Source organism: Planotetraspora sp. A-T 1434 (genome assembly GCF_025420585.1).
Lineage (GTDB): Bacteria > Actinomycetota > Actinomycetes > Streptosporangiales > Streptosporangiaceae > JAOEGB01.
In genome coordinates, this window is record NZ_JAOEGB010000016.1 from 114,120 (window position 1) to 132,498 (window position 18,379).

At 71.8% G+C, this 18,379-nt stretch carries 15 protein-coding genes; 12 read left to right on the top strand and 3 right to left on the bottom strand.

The window, feature by feature from the left end:
* The first annotated feature begins 150 nt into the window (after positions 1–150).
* From N5079_RS21515 to N5079_RS21525, 3 genes are all read left to right on the top strand, one after another.
* Positions 151–1,107 carry an ABC transporter ATP-binding protein gene (locus N5079_RS21515; protein WP_261585752.1) on the top strand — a complete coding sequence of 319 codons (957 nt, stop codon included), beginning with the start codon at positions 151–153 and terminating at the stop codon, positions 1,105–1,107.
* Between the two features lie 6 nt (positions 1,108–1,113).
* Positions 1,114–1,914, top strand: a complete 801-nt coding sequence (locus N5079_RS21520) for an ABC transporter permease (protein ID WP_261585753.1) — start codon at positions 1,114–1,116, stop codon at positions 1,912–1,914.
* Positions 1,915–2,135: 221 nt separating this feature from the next.
* Positions 2,136–3,041 carry an EamA family transporter gene (locus N5079_RS21525; RefSeq protein ID WP_261585754.1) on the top strand — a complete coding sequence of 302 codons (906 nt, stop codon included), beginning with the start codon at positions 2,136–2,138 and terminating at the stop codon, positions 3,039–3,041.
* A 22-nt stretch (positions 3,042–3,063) separates the two neighbouring features.
* Here the strand turns inward: N5079_RS21525 and N5079_RS21530 are convergent, their stop codons facing one another.
* On the bottom strand, positions 3,064–3,741 hold the full coding sequence (locus N5079_RS21530) for a GntR family transcriptional regulator (RefSeq protein WP_261585755.1): 678 nt from the start codon (positions 3,739–3,741) through the stop codon (positions 3,064–3,066).
* Between the two features lie 113 nt (positions 3,742–3,854).
* Between N5079_RS21530 and N5079_RS21535 the strand changes: the two genes are divergently transcribed.
* Together N5079_RS21535 and N5079_RS21540 are read left to right on the top strand one after the other, a co-directional pair.
* Positions 3,855–4,898, top strand: coding sequence for a COX15/CtaA family protein (locus N5079_RS21535; RefSeq protein WP_261585756.1), 1,044 nt, complete (start codon positions 3,855–3,857; stop codon positions 4,896–4,898).
* Entirely contained in the window at positions 4,895–5,611 is a 717-nt protein-coding gene (locus N5079_RS21540; RefSeq protein ID WP_261585757.1) for a vancomycin high temperature exclusion protein, read from the top strand. Before N5079_RS21535 ends, N5079_RS21540 begins: the two co-directional genes overlap by 4 nt.
* A gap of 22 nt (positions 5,612–5,633) precedes the next feature.
* On the opposite strand, the gene N5079_RS21545 is transcribed toward N5079_RS21540, so the two are convergent.
* Positions 5,634–6,875 carry a PrsW family intramembrane metalloprotease gene (locus N5079_RS21545; protein WP_261585758.1) on the bottom strand — a complete coding sequence of 414 codons (1,242 nt, stop codon included), beginning with the start codon at positions 6,873–6,875 and terminating at the stop codon, positions 5,634–5,636.
* A 188-nt stretch (positions 6,876–7,063) separates the two neighbouring features.
* Here N5079_RS21545 and N5079_RS21550 point away from each other — a divergent pair, with 188 nt between their 5' ends.
* On the top strand, positions 7,064–8,677 hold the full coding sequence (locus N5079_RS21550) for a N,N-dimethylformamidase beta subunit family domain-containing protein (protein ID WP_261585759.1): 1,614 nt from the start codon (positions 7,064–7,066) through the stop codon (positions 8,675–8,677).
* A gap of 50 nt (positions 8,678–8,727) precedes the next feature.
* Here N5079_RS21550 and N5079_RS21555 read toward each other — a convergent pair whose 3' ends face one another.
* Positions 8,728–9,654 (bottom strand): heme o synthase, encoded by a 927-nt coding sequence (locus tag N5079_RS21555; protein WP_261585809.1) that lies wholly within the window; start codon positions 9,652–9,654, stop codon positions 8,728–8,730.
* A gap of 373 nt (positions 9,655–10,027) precedes the next feature.
* Here N5079_RS21555 and tkt point away from each other — a divergent pair, with 373 nt between their 5' ends.
* From tkt to pgl, 6 genes are all read left to right on the top strand, one after another.
* Positions 10,028–12,061, top strand: coding sequence for a transketolase (gene tkt, locus N5079_RS21560; RefSeq protein ID WP_410007818.1), 2,034 nt, complete (start codon positions 10,028–10,030; stop codon positions 12,059–12,061).
* A 10-nt stretch (positions 12,062–12,071) separates the two neighbouring features.
* Positions 12,072–13,175, top strand: coding sequence for a transaldolase (gene tal / locus N5079_RS21565; protein ID WP_261585760.1), 1,104 nt, complete (start codon positions 12,072–12,074; stop codon positions 13,173–13,175).
* Positions 13,176–13,180: 5 nt separating this feature from the next.
* Complete coding sequence (locus tag N5079_RS21570; protein WP_261585761.1) at positions 13,181–14,806, top strand: glucose-6-phosphate isomerase; 1,626 nt, start codon at positions 13,181–13,183, stop codon at positions 14,804–14,806.
* An 82-nt stretch (positions 14,807–14,888) separates the two neighbouring features.
* Entirely contained in the window at positions 14,889–16,592 is a 1,704-nt protein-coding gene (gene zwf / locus N5079_RS21575) for a glucose-6-phosphate dehydrogenase (RefSeq protein WP_261585762.1), read from the top strand.
* Positions 16,589–17,503, top strand: coding sequence for a glucose-6-phosphate dehydrogenase assembly protein OpcA (locus N5079_RS21580; protein WP_261585763.1), 915 nt, complete (start codon positions 16,589–16,591; stop codon positions 17,501–17,503). Before zwf ends, N5079_RS21580 begins: the two co-directional genes overlap by 4 nt.
* A gap of 76 nt (positions 17,504–17,579) precedes the next feature.
* A complete protein-coding gene (gene pgl / locus N5079_RS21585) occupies positions 17,580–18,356 on the top strand; it encodes a 6-phosphogluconolactonase (protein ID WP_261585764.1) in 777 nt (258 codons plus the stop codon).
* The last annotated feature ends 23 nt before the right edge of the window (positions 18,357–18,379 follow it).

The following is an 18,379-nucleotide window of genomic DNA, read 5'->3' on the forward strand; positions in this document are numbered from 1 at the left end:
CGTTTACCCGTCTTTCCGGCCGCTCGGCGGGCATCCGCCGTCCAGACCGGGCGGTTCGCTCCCTAGACTCAAGTGAATCGACGACCAGTGGGGCGACGCGTCTGCCATGCGGCCCCGGCGGTCCTGTCTGGCTGAGGGGAGGCCGGTGACGTGCGGGCGGGTGACAACGCCTCAACTAGGGCCTCAGACGGCAGGGCCCCCGGTGGAGCCGCCGTCGAGATCCGGGGCCTGGTCAAGCGGTACGGCCGGACCACCGCCGTCGACGGGCTGACCCTTACCTGCGGCACGGGCGAGGTCACGGCGATCCTCGGGCCGAACGGCGCGGGGAAGACCTCCACCATCGAGATCTGCGAGGGGTTCCGCAGGCCCGACGCCGGGACCGTCCGGGTCCTGGGCATGGATCCGGCCGACCCCGCCCTGAAGCCGCGCCTCGGTGTGATGTTGCAGGCGGGAGGCGTGCCGCCCGCCGCCCGCGCCGGCGAATGGCTGCGCGTGGTCTCGCGTTTCTACGCCCATCCCCTCGACCCGGAGGCGCTGCTCGACCTCCTCGGCCTCACCGACCACGCCCGCACGCCGTACCGACGCCTTTCGGGAGGGCAGCAGCAGCGCCTGTCGCTGGCGGCGGCCGTCATCGGGCGGCCCGAGCTGGTCTTCCTCGACGAGCCGACCGCCGGGCTCGACCCACAGGCGCGGCACGCCTGCTGGGACGTGGTCACCGGGCTCCGCGAGGCGGGCGTCTCCGTGGTGCTTACGACCCACCACATGGACGAGGCCGAGAAGCTCTCCGACCTCGTCGTGGTCATCGACCACGGCCGGGTGGTCGCGGAGGGGTCGCCGCAGGAGCTGACCGGCGCCGAGCGCCAGCTCCGTTTCCGGGCCCGTCCGGGCCTCAACCTCGACGAGCTGCTCGGCGCGCTCCCTCCCGGCAGCGCCGCCAAGGAGTCTCCGTCGGGGCGCTACATCATCGAGGGACAGGTCGGCCCCCAGCTGCTGGCGACGGTAACCGCGTGGTGCGCCACCGAGGGCGTCACCACCGAGGACCTGAGCATCGAGCGCCGCACGCTGGAGGACGTCTTCCTGGAGCTCACCGGCAGGGAGCTCCGATGAGCCCTGATGAGCCATGAGCACCGACGAACTCTGGACACCGTGATGACGACGCTCGACTTCACCCCGAGACCCGGGGCGGCGCCGCTCCCCCGGATGATCCTCGCGCAGGCCGGCGCCGAGGTGCGCGCCATGCTCCGCAACGGCGAACAGCTGCTGCTCACGATGATCATCCCGATCCTGCTGCTGGTCGGGTTCTCCCAGGCGCCGCTGATCGACGTCGGCGGGTCCCGGATCGGCTTCGTCACCCCCGGCATCCTGTCGCTCGCCGTCATGTCGACCGCGTTCACCGGGCAGGCCATCGCCACCGGCTTCGAGCGGCGGTACGGCGTGCTCAAACGGCTGGGCGCCACTCCCCTGTCGCGGGCGGGGCTGCTGCTGGCCAAGACGGCCGCCGTCATCGCGGTCGAGCTGGTGCAGGTCGTGGTGATCGGTGCGGTGGCCCTGGTGCTCGGCTGGTCGCCCCACGGCAATCCCGTCTGGGTCGTGCTGCTGATCCTGCTCGGCACGGCGGCCTTCAGCGGGATCGGGCTGCTCATGGCGGGGACGCTCCGGGCGGAGGCCACCCTCGCGGGGGCCAACCTCGTCTACCTGGTGCTGCTCGGGCTGGGCGGCGTGGTCTTCCCGCTGACCAAGTTCCCCGCGGCCGTGCAGCCGGTCCTCGGGCTGCTGCCGATCACGGCACTCACCGACGGCATGCGATCGGTGCTCGCGGCGGGGGCCGGGTTCCCGGGCGGCCCGCTGCTCGTGCTGGCCTGCTGGGCGGCCGTCTCCCTGGGCGTCGCCTCCCGCACCTTCCGCTGGGAATGACTCCCCCCACCTAGCCGTGATCATGCACGCCTTCCCGTGCATGGGCACCGACCGGCCCCGACGCCCGCCGTGATCATGCACGGGTTCCGGCGCGCGGCAGATGACCTCGTCCGACGCCGATCGTGATCATGCAACGGCGTGCGTCGTGCCCGTACGGCTCTGGCATAGTGCTTTTGCCCGGTAATGGAATGATTGACCCCTTCGCAATTGGAGCCGTGCGCATGACCGCTGAAATCCTGTCCGGGGCCGCCGAGCCGTACAGGATCAGGCCGGGGAAGGCGCTGCGCGCGGCGTCGGACGCGGTGCCCCCGTCCGGGCTGGTGCTGCTGGCCATCCTGTCGGTGCAGGTCGGGGCCGGTCTGGCCAAGCACCTGTTCGCGCAGCTCCCGCCGAGCGCGGTGGTCTTCCTGCGGATCGCCACCGGGGCGGTCATCCTCGTGGCCGTCGCCCGGCCCAAGGTGCGCGGCCTGACCCGGCGGGACCTCGCCGTCGGCATCGGCTTCGGGCTCAGTCTGGGTCTGATGAACTGGTCGTTCTACGAGGCGCTCGCGCGGCTGCCCATCGGGATCGCGGTGGCCATCGAGTTCATCGGGCCGCTCACCGTGGCGGTGGCCGCCTCCCATCGCCGGCTCGACCTGGTCTGGGTCGTCCTGGCTGCGACGGGTGTGACCCTGCTCGCGCCCTGGGGACAGGGGGGCGCGGCCGTCTGGGCCGGCATCGGGTTCGCGGCGTTCGCCGGCGTCTGCTGGGCGGCCTACATCCTCCTGGCGTCCGCCACCGGGGCGCGCTTCCCCGGCGCCAGCGGGCTCTCCTTCGCGATGATCGTGGCCACGATCCTCATCACGCCCGTCGGGATCGTCTCCGGCGGAGCCGCCCTGCTCCAGCCCGAGATCCTGCTGCTGGGCGCGGGTGTGGGGCTGCTGTCGTCGGTCATTCCGTACTCGCTGGAGCTGGAGGCCCTGCGCCGGATGCCCAAGCGCGTCTTCGGCGTCCTCATGAGCCTGGAGCCGGGCGTCGCCGCGCTCGTCGGTTTCTTCGTCCTCGGCGAGGTGCTGCGGGTGCGCGAATGGGCGGCGATCGGCTGCGTCGTCATCGCCTCGATCGGGGCCACCCGCTCGGAAGGGTGAGGCGGGAGGCCTAACCGGGGCCCTATCCGGGGCCGCTGGACCAGATGCCCCGCATGTGCTCGATGTGGTGTGTCATGATGCGTTCGGCGGCCTGGCGGTCGCCGCGGACCAGGGCGTCGAGGACCTCGACGTGCTCGCGGGCCGCGTCCGCCAGCAGCCCCCGGTCGGCGAGTCCCTTCAGGCCGTAGAGCCGGGCCCGGCCGCGCAGGTTCCGGATCACCTCGACGAGGTGCGCGTTGCCCGAGAGCGCCAGCAGCTCCAGGTGGAACCGCAGGTCGGCGTTGACGTAGCCCAGGAGGTCCGTGCGGCGGGCCGCGGCGACGATCTCCTGCGCCAGGGGCCGTAACTCCTGGAAGTCCGGCGCGCGGCCGCTGTCTGCCAGCCGGGCCACGGTCGGCACCTCGATCAGCCGCCGCAGCTCGGTGATCTCCTCCAGGTCGCGCTCGGACATCACGCTCACCCGGAAGCCCTTGTTGCGCACGGCCTCGACGAGGCCCTCCTTGGCGAGGTCGAGCATCGCCTCACGCACCGGCGTAGCCGAGACCCCGAACTGGGCGGCCAGCACGGGGGCCGAGTAGACCACCCCCGGCCGCATCTCCCCCGCCACGAGAGCGCTGCGCAGCGCCTGTGCCACCTGTTCCCGCAGACTCTGCCGCTCTCCGACGGCGGGCAGGCCGAGGCCCTCCGGTCCCGTCCCCATGGCTCTCCTCCCGATGCCCCCGCCCGGCGATCGTACCGTTCCGGCCCGGAAACGATCACGCCGTCCGCCGGGGACGCGGGCCGGAAACGGGAGCATGGCCCCCGCGGCCTACCATGAATGCCGTGAACCACCTCTCTGACCAGCCTCGCGCGAGCGTGATCGCCCTCTACCGGTCGTTCTGGTTCCCGACCGTCGAGACGATGCGGCGGTGGGCGCTGGCGGCGGTGGTGGTCAACGCGGGCATCACCGTAACCGGCGCGGCCGTCCGGGTCACCGGGTCGGGCCTCGGCTGCCCGACGTGGCCGAGATGCACCCCGGACAGCTTCGTCCCGGTCAGGCACGACGCGCACTCCGCTATCAACATGGCGATCGAGTTCGGCAACCGGCTGCTGACGTTCCTGGTGCTCGCCGTCGCGGCGGCCTGCGTGGTCGCCGCCGTACGGCTCGGCCGCCCCGATTACGGGCAGCGCCGTCCCGCCTTGGTGCGGCTGGCCGCGCTGCAGCCGCTCGGCGTCCTGGCGCAGGCCCTGTGGGGCGGCCTGGTGGTGCGCACGCTGCTCAACCCGGTCACGGTGAGCGTCCACTTCCTCCTGTCCATCGGGATGATCGCCGCGGCGTTCACGCTGTTCGCGCGGTCCGGGGAGGGCGACGCGCCGCCGCAGCGGCTGGTTCACCGTGACATCCGCACTCTCGGGTTCGTCCTCACCGCGGCGGTGTTCGTCCTCCTGATCGCGGGAGTGGTCGTCACCGGCACGGGCCCGCATTCGGGCGACAAGGCCGCGTCGCGGTTCGGCTTCGACATCCAGAGCGTGGCACAACTGCACACCGACATCGTGTGGATCGTGGTGGGGCTCACGTTCGCGCTGCTGTTCTCGCTGCACGTGACCGACTCCCCCGGACGCGCGAGGCGGGCCGCGCTCGTGCTGCTCGGGGTGGAGCTGGCCCAGGGTGTGGTCGGCTACGTGCAGTATTTCCTGGCCGTCCCGGCGTTCCTCGTCGGCGTGCACGTGCTGGGCTCGACCCTCGTGTGGATCGCCACGCTGCGCGTGGTGTTCCTCATGCGGTCACGCGGCCCGGTCGCCACTCCGGTATCCGGCCGCTCGAACCGCGACGAACTCGCAACGAACTACGCCATGCGAGCGTCTAATCCCGCGTGATCACTCTTCTGCCCTGGCGATGGTCGCGCGCCGCGCTGCGAAGGGCGTTCCAGTGCCTCGCCGTCCTCAGCGTCCTGCCGCTGGCCCCGATCACGTGGGTCTGGCTCACGAGCGCGCCGCATCGGGTGGTCGCCGAGCCCGGGACGCCCTGGATGGAATCGGTGCCGGCGATGCCCGCGGCGCTCGTTCTCGGCGCGGGGATCTTCGGCGACCGGCCCAGCCCGATGCTGCGGACCCGGCTCGCCCTCGCGACCCGGCTCTACCAGGAGGGCAAGGTGCGCGCGCTGCTGCTGTCGGGTGACAACAGCCGCGCCGGATACGACGAGCCGACCGTGATGCGCGACTTCCTGATCGCCCATGGCGTGCCCGCCAAGAAGATCGTCCTCGACTACGCGGGCTTCGACACCTGGGACTCCTGTGTCCGGGCCAGGAGGATCTTCGGGGCCTCACGCCTGATCGTGGTGACCCAGGAGTTCCATCTTCCCCGGGCCGTCGCGCTGTGCCGTACGGCCGGCCTGGACGCGTTCGGGGTGGGCGACGACTCCACTCCCGACTGGCCGATGGAGACCGCGGGGTACGCCGCGCGGGAGGTCTTCGCCTCCGCCAAGGGCGTGCTGGACGGCGTGCTCCTCCATTCCGAGCCCCGGTTCCTCGGCCCCCATGAGATCGGGCTCGACCGAGCCCTGGCGTCCGCGCGCCGCGCCCGGCGCTGACGCCAAGGCCGGAATCCCGCGGTCAGGTCATCCCGGAGCCGCCCGGGGGGAAGCCGGGGCCGGCCGCGCCGTACCCGGGCCCCTGACCCGGCCGGCGGCCGGGGGGCGGGGCTCCGGGGGCGTACCCCGGCGGCGGCACTCCCCGGGCGGCGCGGGCCTGGTGGCGCTCCGGGAGCGGGAAGGACATCCGGGCGTAGGCCATGAGGTCGGCCAGCGACCGCTGGGTGGTCCTGAACGTGGCCTCGTCCACGCCTCCTCTGGCCGCACGGGCGTGGAGCAACCCGAGCTCCGTCGAGGCGAGCTGGTAGTCGCTCATGGCCCGCGCGCCCGCCTTGCCGCCGTGGGCCTTGGCCCAGGCCCGGGCGTGGCTGCGCCGCCGCAACGACGTGAGCATGAAGATGTCCGCCTGGTTGACCAGCCCGTTCGGCTCGTACGACGGCAGGTAGTGCTGGATGAGGCCGATGATGCGCTTCCTGTCCCTGAAGATCACGGTCAGCTCGACGACCAGCAGGACCATCAGGATGAGGTAGGCGATCGCGAGCCCCCCGAGCCCGCCGAACGACGCGAAGCCGTTCCATATGCCGTGCAGGAGCATCGCGCCGACCCAGCCCGCGATGATCATCACGACGCCGGACGGCCCCCTACGGTGGGCCGCGTAGGCCACCGAGATGCCGATCAGGGACGTGAAGAGCGGGTGGGCGAACGGCGAGAGCACCCCGCGCAGCACCAGCGTGGCGGCGAGCACCTGGGCCCCGTTCTCGTTCAGCGCCGCGATGTAGTAGCTGACGTTCTCCGACATCGCGAAGCCGAGGCCGACCATGCTGGCGTAGATGATGCCGTCGGTGGGCCCGTCCAGCTCCTGGCGGCGGTATCGGAACAGCCCCAGCAGCACGAGCCCCTTCAGCGTCTCCTCCACCGGCGGCGCGCCGAAGGTGGCGACCAGGCTGCGGGCGCTGTTCTCGTCGCCGAGCTGGTGGGCCACGTAGACGAGGTTGAGCGAGTTCAGGAGGCCCGCGACCAGGACGGCGATGCCCGCCCCCCACGCGAACGCGAAGATCAGGTTGGTGCGGGGCTCCGGCTCCAGGCGGTCGAGGGCGAGCACGCCCGCCAGCAGCAGCGGAACGGGGGCCACGGCGAGCCCCAGCGCGATGAAGAAGTGAACGGGGTCGCCGTTCAGTATGTCGAACGAGAAGGACACCAGAGCGCAGATCCCGGCGATCACGAGACCGATGATCAGACCGACTGACGGACGCTCCTTCAGCACCGCACGAGGATCAAGGCTGGCCATTCCGCGAATGTAACCGAACATCCACGTTCTGTCCCCTCCACCCCCACCGCTACGGCCTCGGCCGCTGTCCCCGGGACCGCGGCCGGGGTTGCGGCCGGGGTTGCGGAACCGGTGGTTCGCGATACCTTCACGATCGCGATATCCGTTCTGGACGAGTGGGGACGATGAGCGAGAAACCTCCGGGCGGCCTGGGCCGGCGGGGATTCCTGCGCGTGGCGGGGACCACCGCCGTAAGCGCGGTCGCCGCGGGGGCGGGGGTGGCGGGGGACGCCTCACCGGCCGCCCGGCAGGCCGCCCAGCCGGGCGCAGCCGGTCCGGCCCCCACAGGCGTGGGTGCGGCCAAGAACGCCACCGAGCCCGGCCCGGTGGCGTCGCAGGGGACGAGGGCCGCGGCCCTGCCCGAGCGGCTGCTCCCGGGCGACCCGTCCTGGCGGCTGCGCAGGTACGGCCCGGCCGACGCCATCGACGGCTACTGCGACCAGGTGAGCGTGTTCCCCGGCGAGCCGGTGGGCCTGCACGCCTCCACGACCGCGGACCGCTTCCGGGTCACCGCGTACCGCATGGGCTGGTACGGCGGGGCGCTGGCGCGCCGGGTGTGGCGGTCGGGCTGGATGAAGGGCCGGAGGCAGGCCCCGTCCGAGCTCGCCCAGGCCACCCGCACGGTGCACGCCGGGTGGGACCGGACGCTGTCGGTGCCCACGGACGGCTGGCCGGAAGGGGCCTACCTGCTTCGCCTCGACGCCGACCACGGGCCCCAGCGCTACGTGCCGCTGGTCGTGCGGTCCGCGACCGCCGCCGGGAAGACCGTGCTGGTCCACGCCGCGGCTACGTGGCAGGCCTACAACAGGTGGGGCGGATACAGCCTCTACTACGGCGAGGACGGCCGCTACGACAGCCGCTCGCTCGCCGTGACCTTCGACCGGCCGTACGACAAGGTGGGGGTGCGGAAGTTCCTGATCCACGAGCGGGCGGTGGTGGAGCTGGCCGAACGGCTCGGCATCCCGCTGGCGTACACGACCGGCGTGGATCTGGAGTCCGGCGGCCAGGTGCTGGACGGCGCCACGGCGGTCTTCTTCCTCGGCCACGATGAGTACTGGACGCCGGGGACGCGCCGCCGCGTCACCGAGGCCAGGGACGCGGGCGCCAACCTCGCCTTCCTCGGGGCCAACACCTGTTACCGCCGCATCCGCCTGGAGCGGGACGGCCGCCTGGTGGTCTGCTACAAGACCGCCGCCGCCGAGGACCCCGTGTACGGCAGGCACCCGTCGCTGGTGACGACGGACTTCCGGGCCGACCCGGCGCCGGACCCCGAGTCGTCGCTGACCGGGGTCTACTACGACGGCTTCCCGGCGGACGCCCCCTATGTGGTCACGGCTCCCCGCCACTGGGTCTTCTCCGGCACGGGCGTGCGGCAGGGAGACTCCTTCCCGCACCTGGTGGGCGTGGAGTACGACCGGGTGACCCCGAGCGTGCCGACGCCCCGGCCGCTGGAGATCCTCTCCCACTCGCCCCTGACGTGCGCGGGGCGGCCGAGCTTCGCCGACTCGGCCTACTACACGACGCCTGAGGGGGCCGCGGTCTTCGCGTCGGGGACGATGCGGTGGACCGAGGCGCTGATGGCCGGGACCCGCGACAGCCCGGAGGCGCACGGCATCGACGCCCGCACGAGGAGATTCGTCACAACGGTGACGACCAATCTGCTGACGGCGTTCGCCGAGGGCCCGGCGGGGACGCACCGGCCGCCCCCGGAGGACAACGTCCGCAAGATCTACGGCTGAGAGCCCGTGGGGTCGGGCGCGATCAACCGGGCCGGATCAACCGGGCGGGATCAGACGAGCAGGGAGTCGATCGCGACGGCGAGGAAGAGCAGCGCGAGGTAGATGTTCGACCAGTGGAAGAACCGCATGGGCCGCAGGTCAACGCCGGTCTTGCCCGCGTTGACCCGGCCGAGCAGGCGGTAGACCTCCCACAGGCACGCCGCGCCGAGGGCCAGGGCGACCGCGGGGTAGAGCAGTGAGGTGCCGGCGACCGGCCACAGCAGCAGCGAGCACAGGACGGTGGCCCAGGTGTAGGCGACCACCTGCAGGACGACGCGCCGCTCCGTGGCCACGACGGGCAGCATGGGCACGTGCGCGGCCGCGTAGTCCTCGCGGTAGCGCATGGCGAGCGTCCACGTGTGCGGGGGCGTCCAGAAGAAGACGACGCCGAAGAGCACGACGGGAGCCCACGACAGGCTTCCGGTGATCCCGGCCCAGCCGATCAGCACGGGCATGCAGCCGGCGATGCCGCCCCACACGATGTTCTGCGACGTCCGCCGCTTGAGGATCATCGAGTAGACGAAGACGTAGAACAGGATCGCGGCCAGCGACAGGCCGGCCGCCACCCAGTTGACCGCGAGGCCGAGGCCCAGCGTGGAGGCGACGCCGAGGACCACGCCGAAGACGAGCGCGCCGCGCGGCGAGACCTCCGCCTTCGCGAGCGGCCTGCGGCGCGTGCGCCGCATGGTCGCGTCGATGTCGCGGTCGATGTAGCAGTTCAGCACGTTCGCGCTGCCCGCCGACAGGGTGCCGAAGATCATCGTCGCCGCGGCCGTCCACAGCGGCGGAAGACCGCGCGCCGCCAGGAACATGACCGGCAGGGTCGTGATCAGGAGCAACTCGATGATCCGTGGCTTGGTGAGCGCCACGTACGCCTTCACGAGCGCCCCGAGGGAGCGGGGGGCCGTGGCCGTCGCGGCGGTTCCGAGCGGGGCCATCGTCTGCTTGTTCGTCAGCACCGTCAAGGCGCATCCAACACATGCGGGGTCAACGCGTAACCTCTGAATAGAGCGGATCTCCGGGCCTGGGACCGGCATTGCGAAATCACTGTAGTCGGCGTAACCGGTGGTCCAGGAACTGGGGCTGGAAGCGCCCGATCCCGCCACCCCGGAAGTCTCGCTGCTCACGGGCCCCTGCCCCCGGCAGGGGTGGGCTACCAAACGGTATGGCGGGGGACCCGTTAGGGTCCCCTGTGGGCGGGAAATGCCACAACGGCGCAGATAAATAGAGGGGATCGAGCAGTTGAGCAGCGCAAGCCTTGAGTGGAGTGACCTCGATCGGCAGGCTGTCGACGTGGTGCGCGCACTGGCGATGGACGCGGTCGAGAAGGCGGGTTCGGGCCACCCCGGCACCGCGATGAGCCTCGCACCCGCCGCCTACCTCCTTTTCCAGCGGTTCCTGCGGCACGACCCGTCGGACCCCACGTGGGTGGGGCGTGACAGGTTCGTCCTTTCCGCCGGTCACAGCAGCCTGACGCTCTACATTCAGCTCTACCTGTCGGGTTACGGCCTGACGCTGGACGATCTGAAGTCGCTCCGCCAGTGGGGCAGCCTGACTCCGGGCCACCCGGAGCACGGCCACACCGTGGGCGTGGAGACGACCACCGGTCCGCTGGGCCAGGGGCTCGGCAACGCCGTGGGCATGGCGATGGCGGCCCGCCGCGAGCGCGGCCTGTTCGACCCCGACGCGCCCGAGGGCGAGTCGCCGTTCGACCACATGATCTGGTGCATCGCGTCCGAGGGTGACATCGAGGAGGGCATCAGCCACGAGGTCAGCTCGATCGCCGGCCACCAGAAGCTCGGCAACCTCGCGGTCATCTTCGACTCCAACCACATCTCGATCGAGGATGACACCCAGATCGCGCTGTCCGAGGACATCGCCAAGCGCTACGAGGCGTACGGCTGGCACGTCCTGACGGTCGACTGGACGGCGGGTGAGCACTACCACGAGGACGTCCAGGCCCTTTCCGACGCCCTGGAGGCCGCCAAGGCGGAGACCGGGCGCCCCACCTTCATCAGGCTGCGCACGATCATCGGCTGGCCCGCGCCGAACAAGCAGAACACGGGCAAGGCCCACGGCTCGGCGCTGGGCGCCGACGAGGTCGCGGCCACCAAGCGCGTTCTGGGCATGGACCCGGAGAAGAGCTTCGACGTGCCGGCCGAGGTCCTCGACCACGCCCGCGAGGTCGTCAAGCGCAACCGGGAGCTCCGCGCCGAGTGGGACAAGAGCTTCGAGAGCTGGCGGGCCGCCAACCCCGAGCGGGCCGAGCTGTTCGAGCGGATGTCGGCGCGCAGGCTTCCCGACGGCTGGGACAAGGCCCTGCCGACCTTCGAGCCGGGCTCGTCCGTCGCGACCCGCAAGGCGTCGGGCGAGGTGCTGAGCGCGCTGGCCCCGGTCCTGCCGGAGCTGTGGGGCGGCTCCGCCGACCTCGCCGAGTCCAACCTCACGTCGATGAAGGGCGAGCCGTCCTTCATCCCGGACGAGTACCAGACCCGTGAGTTCCCCGGCAACCGGTACGGCAGGACCCTGCACTTCGGCATCCGCGAGCACGGCATGGGCGCGATCCTCAACGGCATCGCCCTGCACAACGGCACCCGCCCCTACGGCGGCACCTTCCTGGTCTTCAGCGACTACATGCGCCCGGCCGTACGGCTGGCCGCGCTGATGAAGCTGCCGGTGATCTACGTCTGGACGCACGACTCGATCGGCCTCGGCGAGGACGGCCCGACCCACCAGCCGGTCGAGCACCTGTGGGCGCTGCGCGCGATCCCGGGCCTCGACGTGGTCCGCCCGGCCGACGCCAACGAGACCTCGGCGGCCTGGAAGGTCGTGCTGGAGCACAACGACCGCCCCGCGGCGCTCGCCCTCACCCGGCAGAACGTGCCGGTCTACGACGGCACCGGCGACCCGGCCAAGGTCGCCCGCGGTGGTTACATTCTGGAGGACGCGTCGAACGGCCAGCCGGCCGTCGTGCTCATCGGCACGGGCAGCGAGGTCCAGCTCGCCGTCGAGGCGCGCGAGGCCCTGGAGGCCGAGGGCATCCCGGCCAGGGTCGTGTCGATGCCGTGCGTCGAGTGGTTCCGCGCACAGGAGCCGGCGTACCGGCAGACCGTGCTGCCGCCGGCGGTCCGCGCCCGGGTGGCCGTCGAGGCGGGAATCTCGCTCGGCTGGCGCGAGTTCGTGGGTGATGCGGGGGAAGTCCTGAGTCTGGAGCACTTCGGCGCCTCCGCGCCGTACAAGACGATCTTCGAGCAGTTCGGCCTGACCGCCGACCGAGTGGTGGCCGCCGCCAAGGCCAGCCTCGCCAAAACCGGGGCTGACAAGGGCGAGACGACCGGAAACTGAGGAACAACCAATGAGCGAGAATCTGAAGCGTCTCACCGCGGCAGGCGTGTCGATCTGGCTGGACGACATCAGCAGGGAGCGTCTGCGCACCGGCAACCTGGCCGCCCTCATCCGTGAGAAGTACGTGACCGGCGTCACCTCGAACCCGACGATCTTCGCCTCGGCGCTGAGCAAGGGCGACGCGTACGACGCCCAGCTGCGCGACCTCGCCACCCGGGGCGTCTCGGTGGACGAGGCGGTCCGCGCCATCACGACCTTCGACATCCGCTGGGCCGCCGACGTGCTGAAGCCGGTCTACGACGGCACCCACGGCGTGGACGGCCGCGTCTCCATCGAGGTCGACCCGAGGCTGGCCCGCAACACCGAGGCGACCATCGCCGAGGCGCGCGCCCTGTGGTGGCTCGTCGACCGGCCGAACGTCCACATCAAGATCCCGGCGACCGTCGAGGGTCTGCCCGCCATCACTCAGGCGATCTCCGAGGGCATCAGCGTCAACGTCACGCTGATCTTCTCGCTGGAGCGCTACCGCCAGGTCATGGACGCCTGGCTGACCGGCCTGGAGAAGGCCAGGGCGGCAGGCCTCAACCTCTCCGGCATCGAGTCGGTGGCGTCGTTCTTCGTCAGCCGCGTCGACACCGAGATCGACGCCCGCCTCGACAAGATCGGCACCCCGGAGGCGAAGGAGCTGAAGGGCAAGGCCGGCGTCGCCAACGCCCGGCTGGCGTTCGCCGCCTTCGAGGAGGTCGTGAACTCGCCCCGCTGGCAGGAGCTGCGCGCCGCGGGAGCCCACCCGCAGCGGCCGCTGTGGGCCTCGACCGGCGTCAAGAACCCGGACTACCCCGACACGCTCTACGTCGACCAGCTCGTCACCGCGGGAGTCGTCAACACGATGCCCGAGAAGACGCTCGACGCGGCGGCCGACCACGGCAAGATCTCGGGCGACACCATCCGCCCCTTCTACGAGCAGGCCTGGAACGTCATGGCCGCTCTGAAGGAGGCCGGCATCGACTACGACGACGTCGTGCGGGTGCTGGAGGAGGAGGGCGTCGAGAAGTTCGAGAAGTCGTGGACCGAGCTGCTCGAGACCGTCGAGACCGAGCTCAGGAAGGCCTGAGACACATGACCATTGAGGTAACCGCCGGCGACGCCGCGGAAGCCGTACAGGCGGTCAAGGAGAAGCTGGTCGCCGAGGGGGTGCCCGCGGCGCTCGCCGCGGGGGATTCGGCCCTGTGGGGCGCCGACGCCCAGGCCGAGGCGGCCATCCGGCTCGGCTGGCTCAGCCTGCCGCTGACGAGCAGGGAGCTGCTGCCCGAGATCGAGAACCTGGTGGAGAAGGCCCGCGCCGAGGGCCTCGACCACGTGGTGCTCGCCGGGATGGGCGGCTCCTCGCTCGCTCCCGAGGTCATCGCCGCCACCGAGGACGTGCCGCTGACCGTTCTCGACACCACCGACCCGCACCAGGTGCGGCGCGCCCTGGCGGACGGTCTGGAGCGGACGCTGCTGGTCGTCTCCAGCAAGAGCGGCGGCACGATCGAGACCGACAGCCACCGCAGGATCTACGAGAAGGCGTTCAGGGACGCCGGGCTCGATCCGGCCGAGCGGATCGTGGTCGTGACCGACCCGGGCTCCCCGCTGGAGCAGTCGGCCATCGAGGCCGGCTATCAGGTCGTCCTGGCCGACCCGAACGTCGGTGGCCGCTACAGCGCGCTGAGCGCCTTCGGCCTGGTGCCGAGCGCCCTGGCCGGAGCCGACGTGCGGAAGCTGCTCGACGACGCGGCGGCCGTGCGGCCGCTGCTCGCGCAGGACGAGGGCAACCCCGGCCTGGACCTCGGCGCCGTGCTCGGCGCGGAGGCCCTCCAGGGCCGTGACAAGCTGATCCTTCGCGACAGCCTGTCCGACATCAACGGGCTGCCGGACTGGATCGAGCAGCTCATCGCCGAGTCGACCGGCAAGTCGGGGAAGGGCATCCTCCCCGTCGTCGGCGCCGAGGCCGCGGAGGACGACGACCAGTACGTCGTCGCCATCGGCCGTGACGGCGGCACGGTGGTCGACGGCCCGCTGGGCGCGCAGTTCCTCACCTGGGAGTACGCCACGGCGATCGCGGGGCGGGTGCTGGGGATCGACCCCTTCGACCAGCCCAACGTGGCGGAGTCCAAGGAGAACACCACCAAGATCCTGCAGGAGGCCGGCGACGGCCCGCTGCCGACCGGCACGCCCGTCCTGACGGACGGCCCGGTCGAGGTCTACGGCGACGTGCCGGGCGACCCGAAGAACCTGGCCGACGTGCTGACCTGGCTGCTCCAGGCCATCCCCGACCGGGGCTACCTGGCGATCATGGCGTACCTGGACCGGGAGGCGGCGTTCGACGCCGCGACGGTCGGCGACGCCTCGTTCGAGGAGATGACCGAGACGTGGGCGAGCGCGGACGTGGCCACGCTGCGCGCGCTGCTCGACTACCGCACCGACCGCGCGGTCACGTTCGGCTGGGGACCGCGGTTCCTGCACTCGACCGGGCAGTATCACAAGGGCGGCCCGCCGGTCGGCGTGTTCCTGCAGATCACCGGGGCGGTCACGGACGACATCGAGGTGCCCGGCAAGCCGTACACGCTGGGCAGGCTGCAGTTGGCGCAGGCGCTGGGCGACCTGCGGGCGCTGGCCTCGCGCGGCCGGCCCGCCGTCCGCCTGCACCTGACCGACCGGGTCGCCGGCGTCAGGCACCTGCTCTCCGTGGCGGAGGAGCTCTGACCATGCGATGCGTTACTGGCCAAGAGACTGGCCAAGAGACCGGCCAAGAGACCGGCCAAAGGTCCGTCGGGACGGGGGCCGCATGACCAAGCCGACCAAACCGGCCCCGGGGACCGAAGCGGCCAAGGCGGCCGAGGCGGCGGAGGGCGCCGAGGCGCCGGAGAACGTGGTGCCGCCGATCCCCGCGACCAGCCCCGCCGCGCCCGTCGAGCAGTCGACCGCGGTGGCGGCGCAGGTGGCCGCGACCGCGACGACCGAGGAGACGGTCGCCGCGAACCCGCTGCGCGACCCTCGCGACAAGAGGCTTCCCCGTGTGGCCGGGCCGTGCGTGCTCGTGCTGTTCGGCGTGACCGGAGACCTGGCGAAGCGCAAGCTGCTGCCCGCGATCTACGACCTGGGGAACCGGGGCCTGCTGCCGCCCGGCTTCTCGCTGGTCGGCTTCGCCCGCCGCGACTGGGCCCACGAGGACTTCGCTCAGGTCACGTACGAAGCGGTGAAGGAGAACGCGCGGACGCCCTTCCGCGAGGAGGTCTGGAAGCAGATCCGCGAGGGCATCCACTTCTGCCCGGGCGAGTTCAACGACGACGGCGCGTTCGACGTGCTGTCGATGATGCTCAAGGAGATCGACGAGACCCGGGGCACGGGGGGCAACTACGCCTTCTACCTCTCGGTTCCGCCGAAGTTCTTCCCCACGGTGATCGAGCAGCTCAAGCGGACCGGCCTCGCCAAGGCGCCGGAGGGCTCCTGGCGGCGGGTGGTCATCGAGAAGCCGTTCGGCCACGACCTGAAGAGCGCCCGCGAGCTCAACGCGATCACCAACGCGGTCTTCCCCGAGGAGTCGGTCTTCCGGATCGACCACTACCTGGGCAAGGAGACCGTCCAGAACATTTTGGCGCTGCGGTTCGCCAACACGCTCTACGAGCCGATCTGGAACCGCGGCTACGTCGACCACATCCAGATCACCATGGCCGAGGACATCGGCATCGGTGGCCGGGCCGGCTACTACGACGGCATCGGCGCGGCCCGCGACGTGATCCAGAACCACCTGCTCCAACTCCTGGCGCTGGTGGCGATGGAGGACCCGATCTCCTTCGACGCCGACGCGCTGCGGCGGGAGAAGGAGAAGGTGCTCCGGGCGGTCCAGCTTCCCGCCGACCTCTCCACCGGCACCGCGCGCGGCCAGTACACGGCCGGGTGGCAGGGCGGCGAGCCCGTCAAGGGCTACCTGGAGGAGGACGGCATCCCGCCGGACTCGATCACCGAGACCTACGCCGCGATCAAGCTGGAGGTGGCCAACCGCCGCTGGGCGGGCGTGCCCTTCTACCTGCGGACGGGCAAGCGGCTCAGCCGCCGCATGACCGAGGTGGCCGTGGTCTTCCAGCGCGCGCCGCACCTGCCGTTCAGCAAGGACGACACCGAGATCCTCGGGCAGAACGCCCTGGTCATCCGGGTCCAGCCGGACGAGGGCATCACGGTGCGCTTCGGCTCCAAGGTGCCGGGCACCGCCATGGAGGTCAGGGACGTCAACATGGACTTCGCGTACGGCGAGTCGTTCATGGAGTCCTCACCGGAGGCGTACGAGCGGCTGCTCCTCGACGTGCTCATCGGCGACCCGCCGCTGTTCCCGCACCAGCGGGAGGTGGAGCTGTCGTGGATGATCCTCGACCCGATCGAGGAGTTCTGGGCCTCCCACGGCAAGCCCGAGGGCTACCCGGCCGGCACCTGGGGCCCCGCCTCGGCCGACGCCATGCTGGCCAGGGACGGACGCGCCTGGAGGCGGCTGTGACGAGTTTCAACCTGACCGGGACGACGGCGTCCAAGATCTCCTCGACGCTGACCAGGCTGCGGCACCAGATGGGCGCCCCGGCGATCGGCATGGTGCTGACGCTGGTGGCGGTCGTCGACGAGGCCGGCCAGTACGACGCGGTGCGGGCGGCCACCGAGGCGGCGCGGGAGCACCCGTCCCGGATCCTGGTCGTGATCAACCGCGACCCGGCCGAGCCGAACCGGCTCGACGCCGAGATCCGGGTGGGCGAGTCCGCCCCCGGCGAGGTCGTGCTGCTCCGCCTGTACGGCGATCTGACCGAGCACGCCGACTCGGTGATCAGCCCGCTGCTGCTCACCGACACGCCCGTGGTGGTCTGGTGGCCGGGAGAGTGCCCGAAGGTGCCCGCGAAGGACCCCATCGGCCAGCTCGCGGGCCGCCGGATCACCGACGCCCGCTCGGCCGGGGACCCGGTCGCGGCGATCACCGGACGGGCCGAGGGCTACGTGCCCGGGGACACCGACCTGGCCTGGACCCGGCTCACCCCGTGGCGCAGCCTGCTCGCCGCCGCGCTCGACCAGCCCATCGGGAAGGTCGCCGAGGGCGTCGTGGAGGCCGCCAGGGGCAACCCCAGCGGTCCGCTGCTCGCGGCGTGGCTGTCCGACCGGCTGAACGCGCCGATTCAGGTCAGCGAGTCTTCGGGTCCCGGTCTCACCGCCGTACGGCTGACGGTCGCGGGCGGCGAGGAGCTCAAGGTGAACCGGAGCGACGCCCGGCTGGCCACCCTGTCCAAGCCCGGTCAGCCGGACCGGCGGGTCGCCCTGGCCCGCAGGCCGACGTCCGAGCTGCTCGCGGAGGAGCTGCGCCGGTTGGACCCCGACGAGGTCTACGCCTCGACGATCCACCGGCTGGCGAAGAAGCCGCGGTCCTGATCGCGGCCTGATCCATCGCCGGGGGCCCGTGTCGCGGGCCCCCGGCGCACTGACTCGCAATGAAAGAGAACCGGTTGTGAGCGTTCCCACAGTCATCGTCCACCGCGACGCCGGCGTGCTCGCGGAGGCCGTGGCGGCCCGCCTGATCACGCGGCTGGCCGACACGCAGGCCGCCCGCGGTTCGGCCCATCTGGTGCTGACCGGCGGCACGATCGGCATCGCGACGCTCGCGGCGGTCGCCGCGACGGCCGCCCGCGACGCGATCGACTGGCGGACGCTCGACATCTGGTGGGGGGACGAGCGGTTCCTGCCGACCGGCCACCCCGAGCGCAACGAGACCGGGGCCCGCGAGGCCCTTCTCGACCACGTGGACGTCGACCCGTCCCGCGTCCACCCCATGCCCGGCCCCGACTCGGGGCTGACGGCGGAGGACGCGGCCGAGGCCTACTCCGTGGAGCTGGCGAAGGCGGCCAGGCCGGAGGACCACGGTCCCGTGCCGTCGTTCGACGTGCTGCTCCTCGGGATGGGGCCGGACGGCCACGTCGCCTCGCTCTTCCCCGGCCAGCCCGCCCTCTACGAGGAGGAGCGCTCCGTCGTGGCGGTGCACGGCTCGCCCAAGCCGCCGCCGACCCGGTTGTCGCTCACCTTCCCCGCCATCCGGGCCGCCCGCGAGACGTGGATCGTCGCCGCCGGCGAGGAGAAGGCACAGGCCGTCCACCTGGCGCTGTCCTCGGCGGGCCCCATGCAGGTGCCCGCGGCCGGAGCGCGCGGGCGTCAGGGCACGCTGTTCCTGCTCGACCGCGCCGCCGCCCACAAGATCCCGCCCAGCCTCGGCCGCATCGCCTCCCCCTGACCTTCCGTACGGCTGTGGGCGGC

Bases quoted from the DNA above. Each gene is read 5' to 3' on its own strand.
- N5079_RS21520 (WP_261585753.1), top strand. From the start codon at position 1,114: ATGAGCCATGAGCACCGACGAACTCTGGACACCGTGATGACGACGCTC.
- N5079_RS21525 (WP_261585754.1), top strand. From the start codon at position 2,136: ATGACCGCTGAAATCCTGTCCGGGGCCGCCGAGCCGTACAGGATCAGG.
- N5079_RS21530 (WP_261585755.1), bottom strand. From the start codon at position 3,741: ATGGGGACGGGACCGGAGGGCCTCGGCCTGCCCGCCGTCGGAGAGCGG.
- N5079_RS21535 (WP_261585756.1), top strand. From the start codon at position 3,855: ATGAATGCCGTGAACCACCTCTCTGACCAGCCTCGCGCGAGCGTGATC.
- N5079_RS21550 (WP_261585759.1), top strand. From the start codon at position 7,064: ATGAGCGAGAAACCTCCGGGCGGCCTGGGCCGGCGGGGATTCCTGCGC.
- N5079_RS21555 (WP_261585809.1), bottom strand. From the start codon at position 9,654: ATGGCCCCGCTCGGAACCGCCGCGACGGCCACGGCCCCCCGCTCCCTC.
- tkt (WP_410007818.1), top strand. From the start codon at position 10,028: ATGGACGCGGTCGAGAAGGCGGGTTCGGGCCACCCCGGCACCGCGATG.
- tal (WP_261585760.1), top strand. From the start codon at position 12,072: ATGAGCGAGAATCTGAAGCGTCTCACCGCGGCAGGCGTGTCGATCTGG.
- N5079_RS21570 (WP_261585761.1), top strand. From the start codon at position 13,181: ATGACCATTGAGGTAACCGCCGGCGACGCCGCGGAAGCCGTACAGGCG.
- zwf (WP_261585762.1), top strand. From the start codon at position 14,889: ATGACCAAGCCGACCAAACCGGCCCCGGGGACCGAAGCGGCCAAGGCG.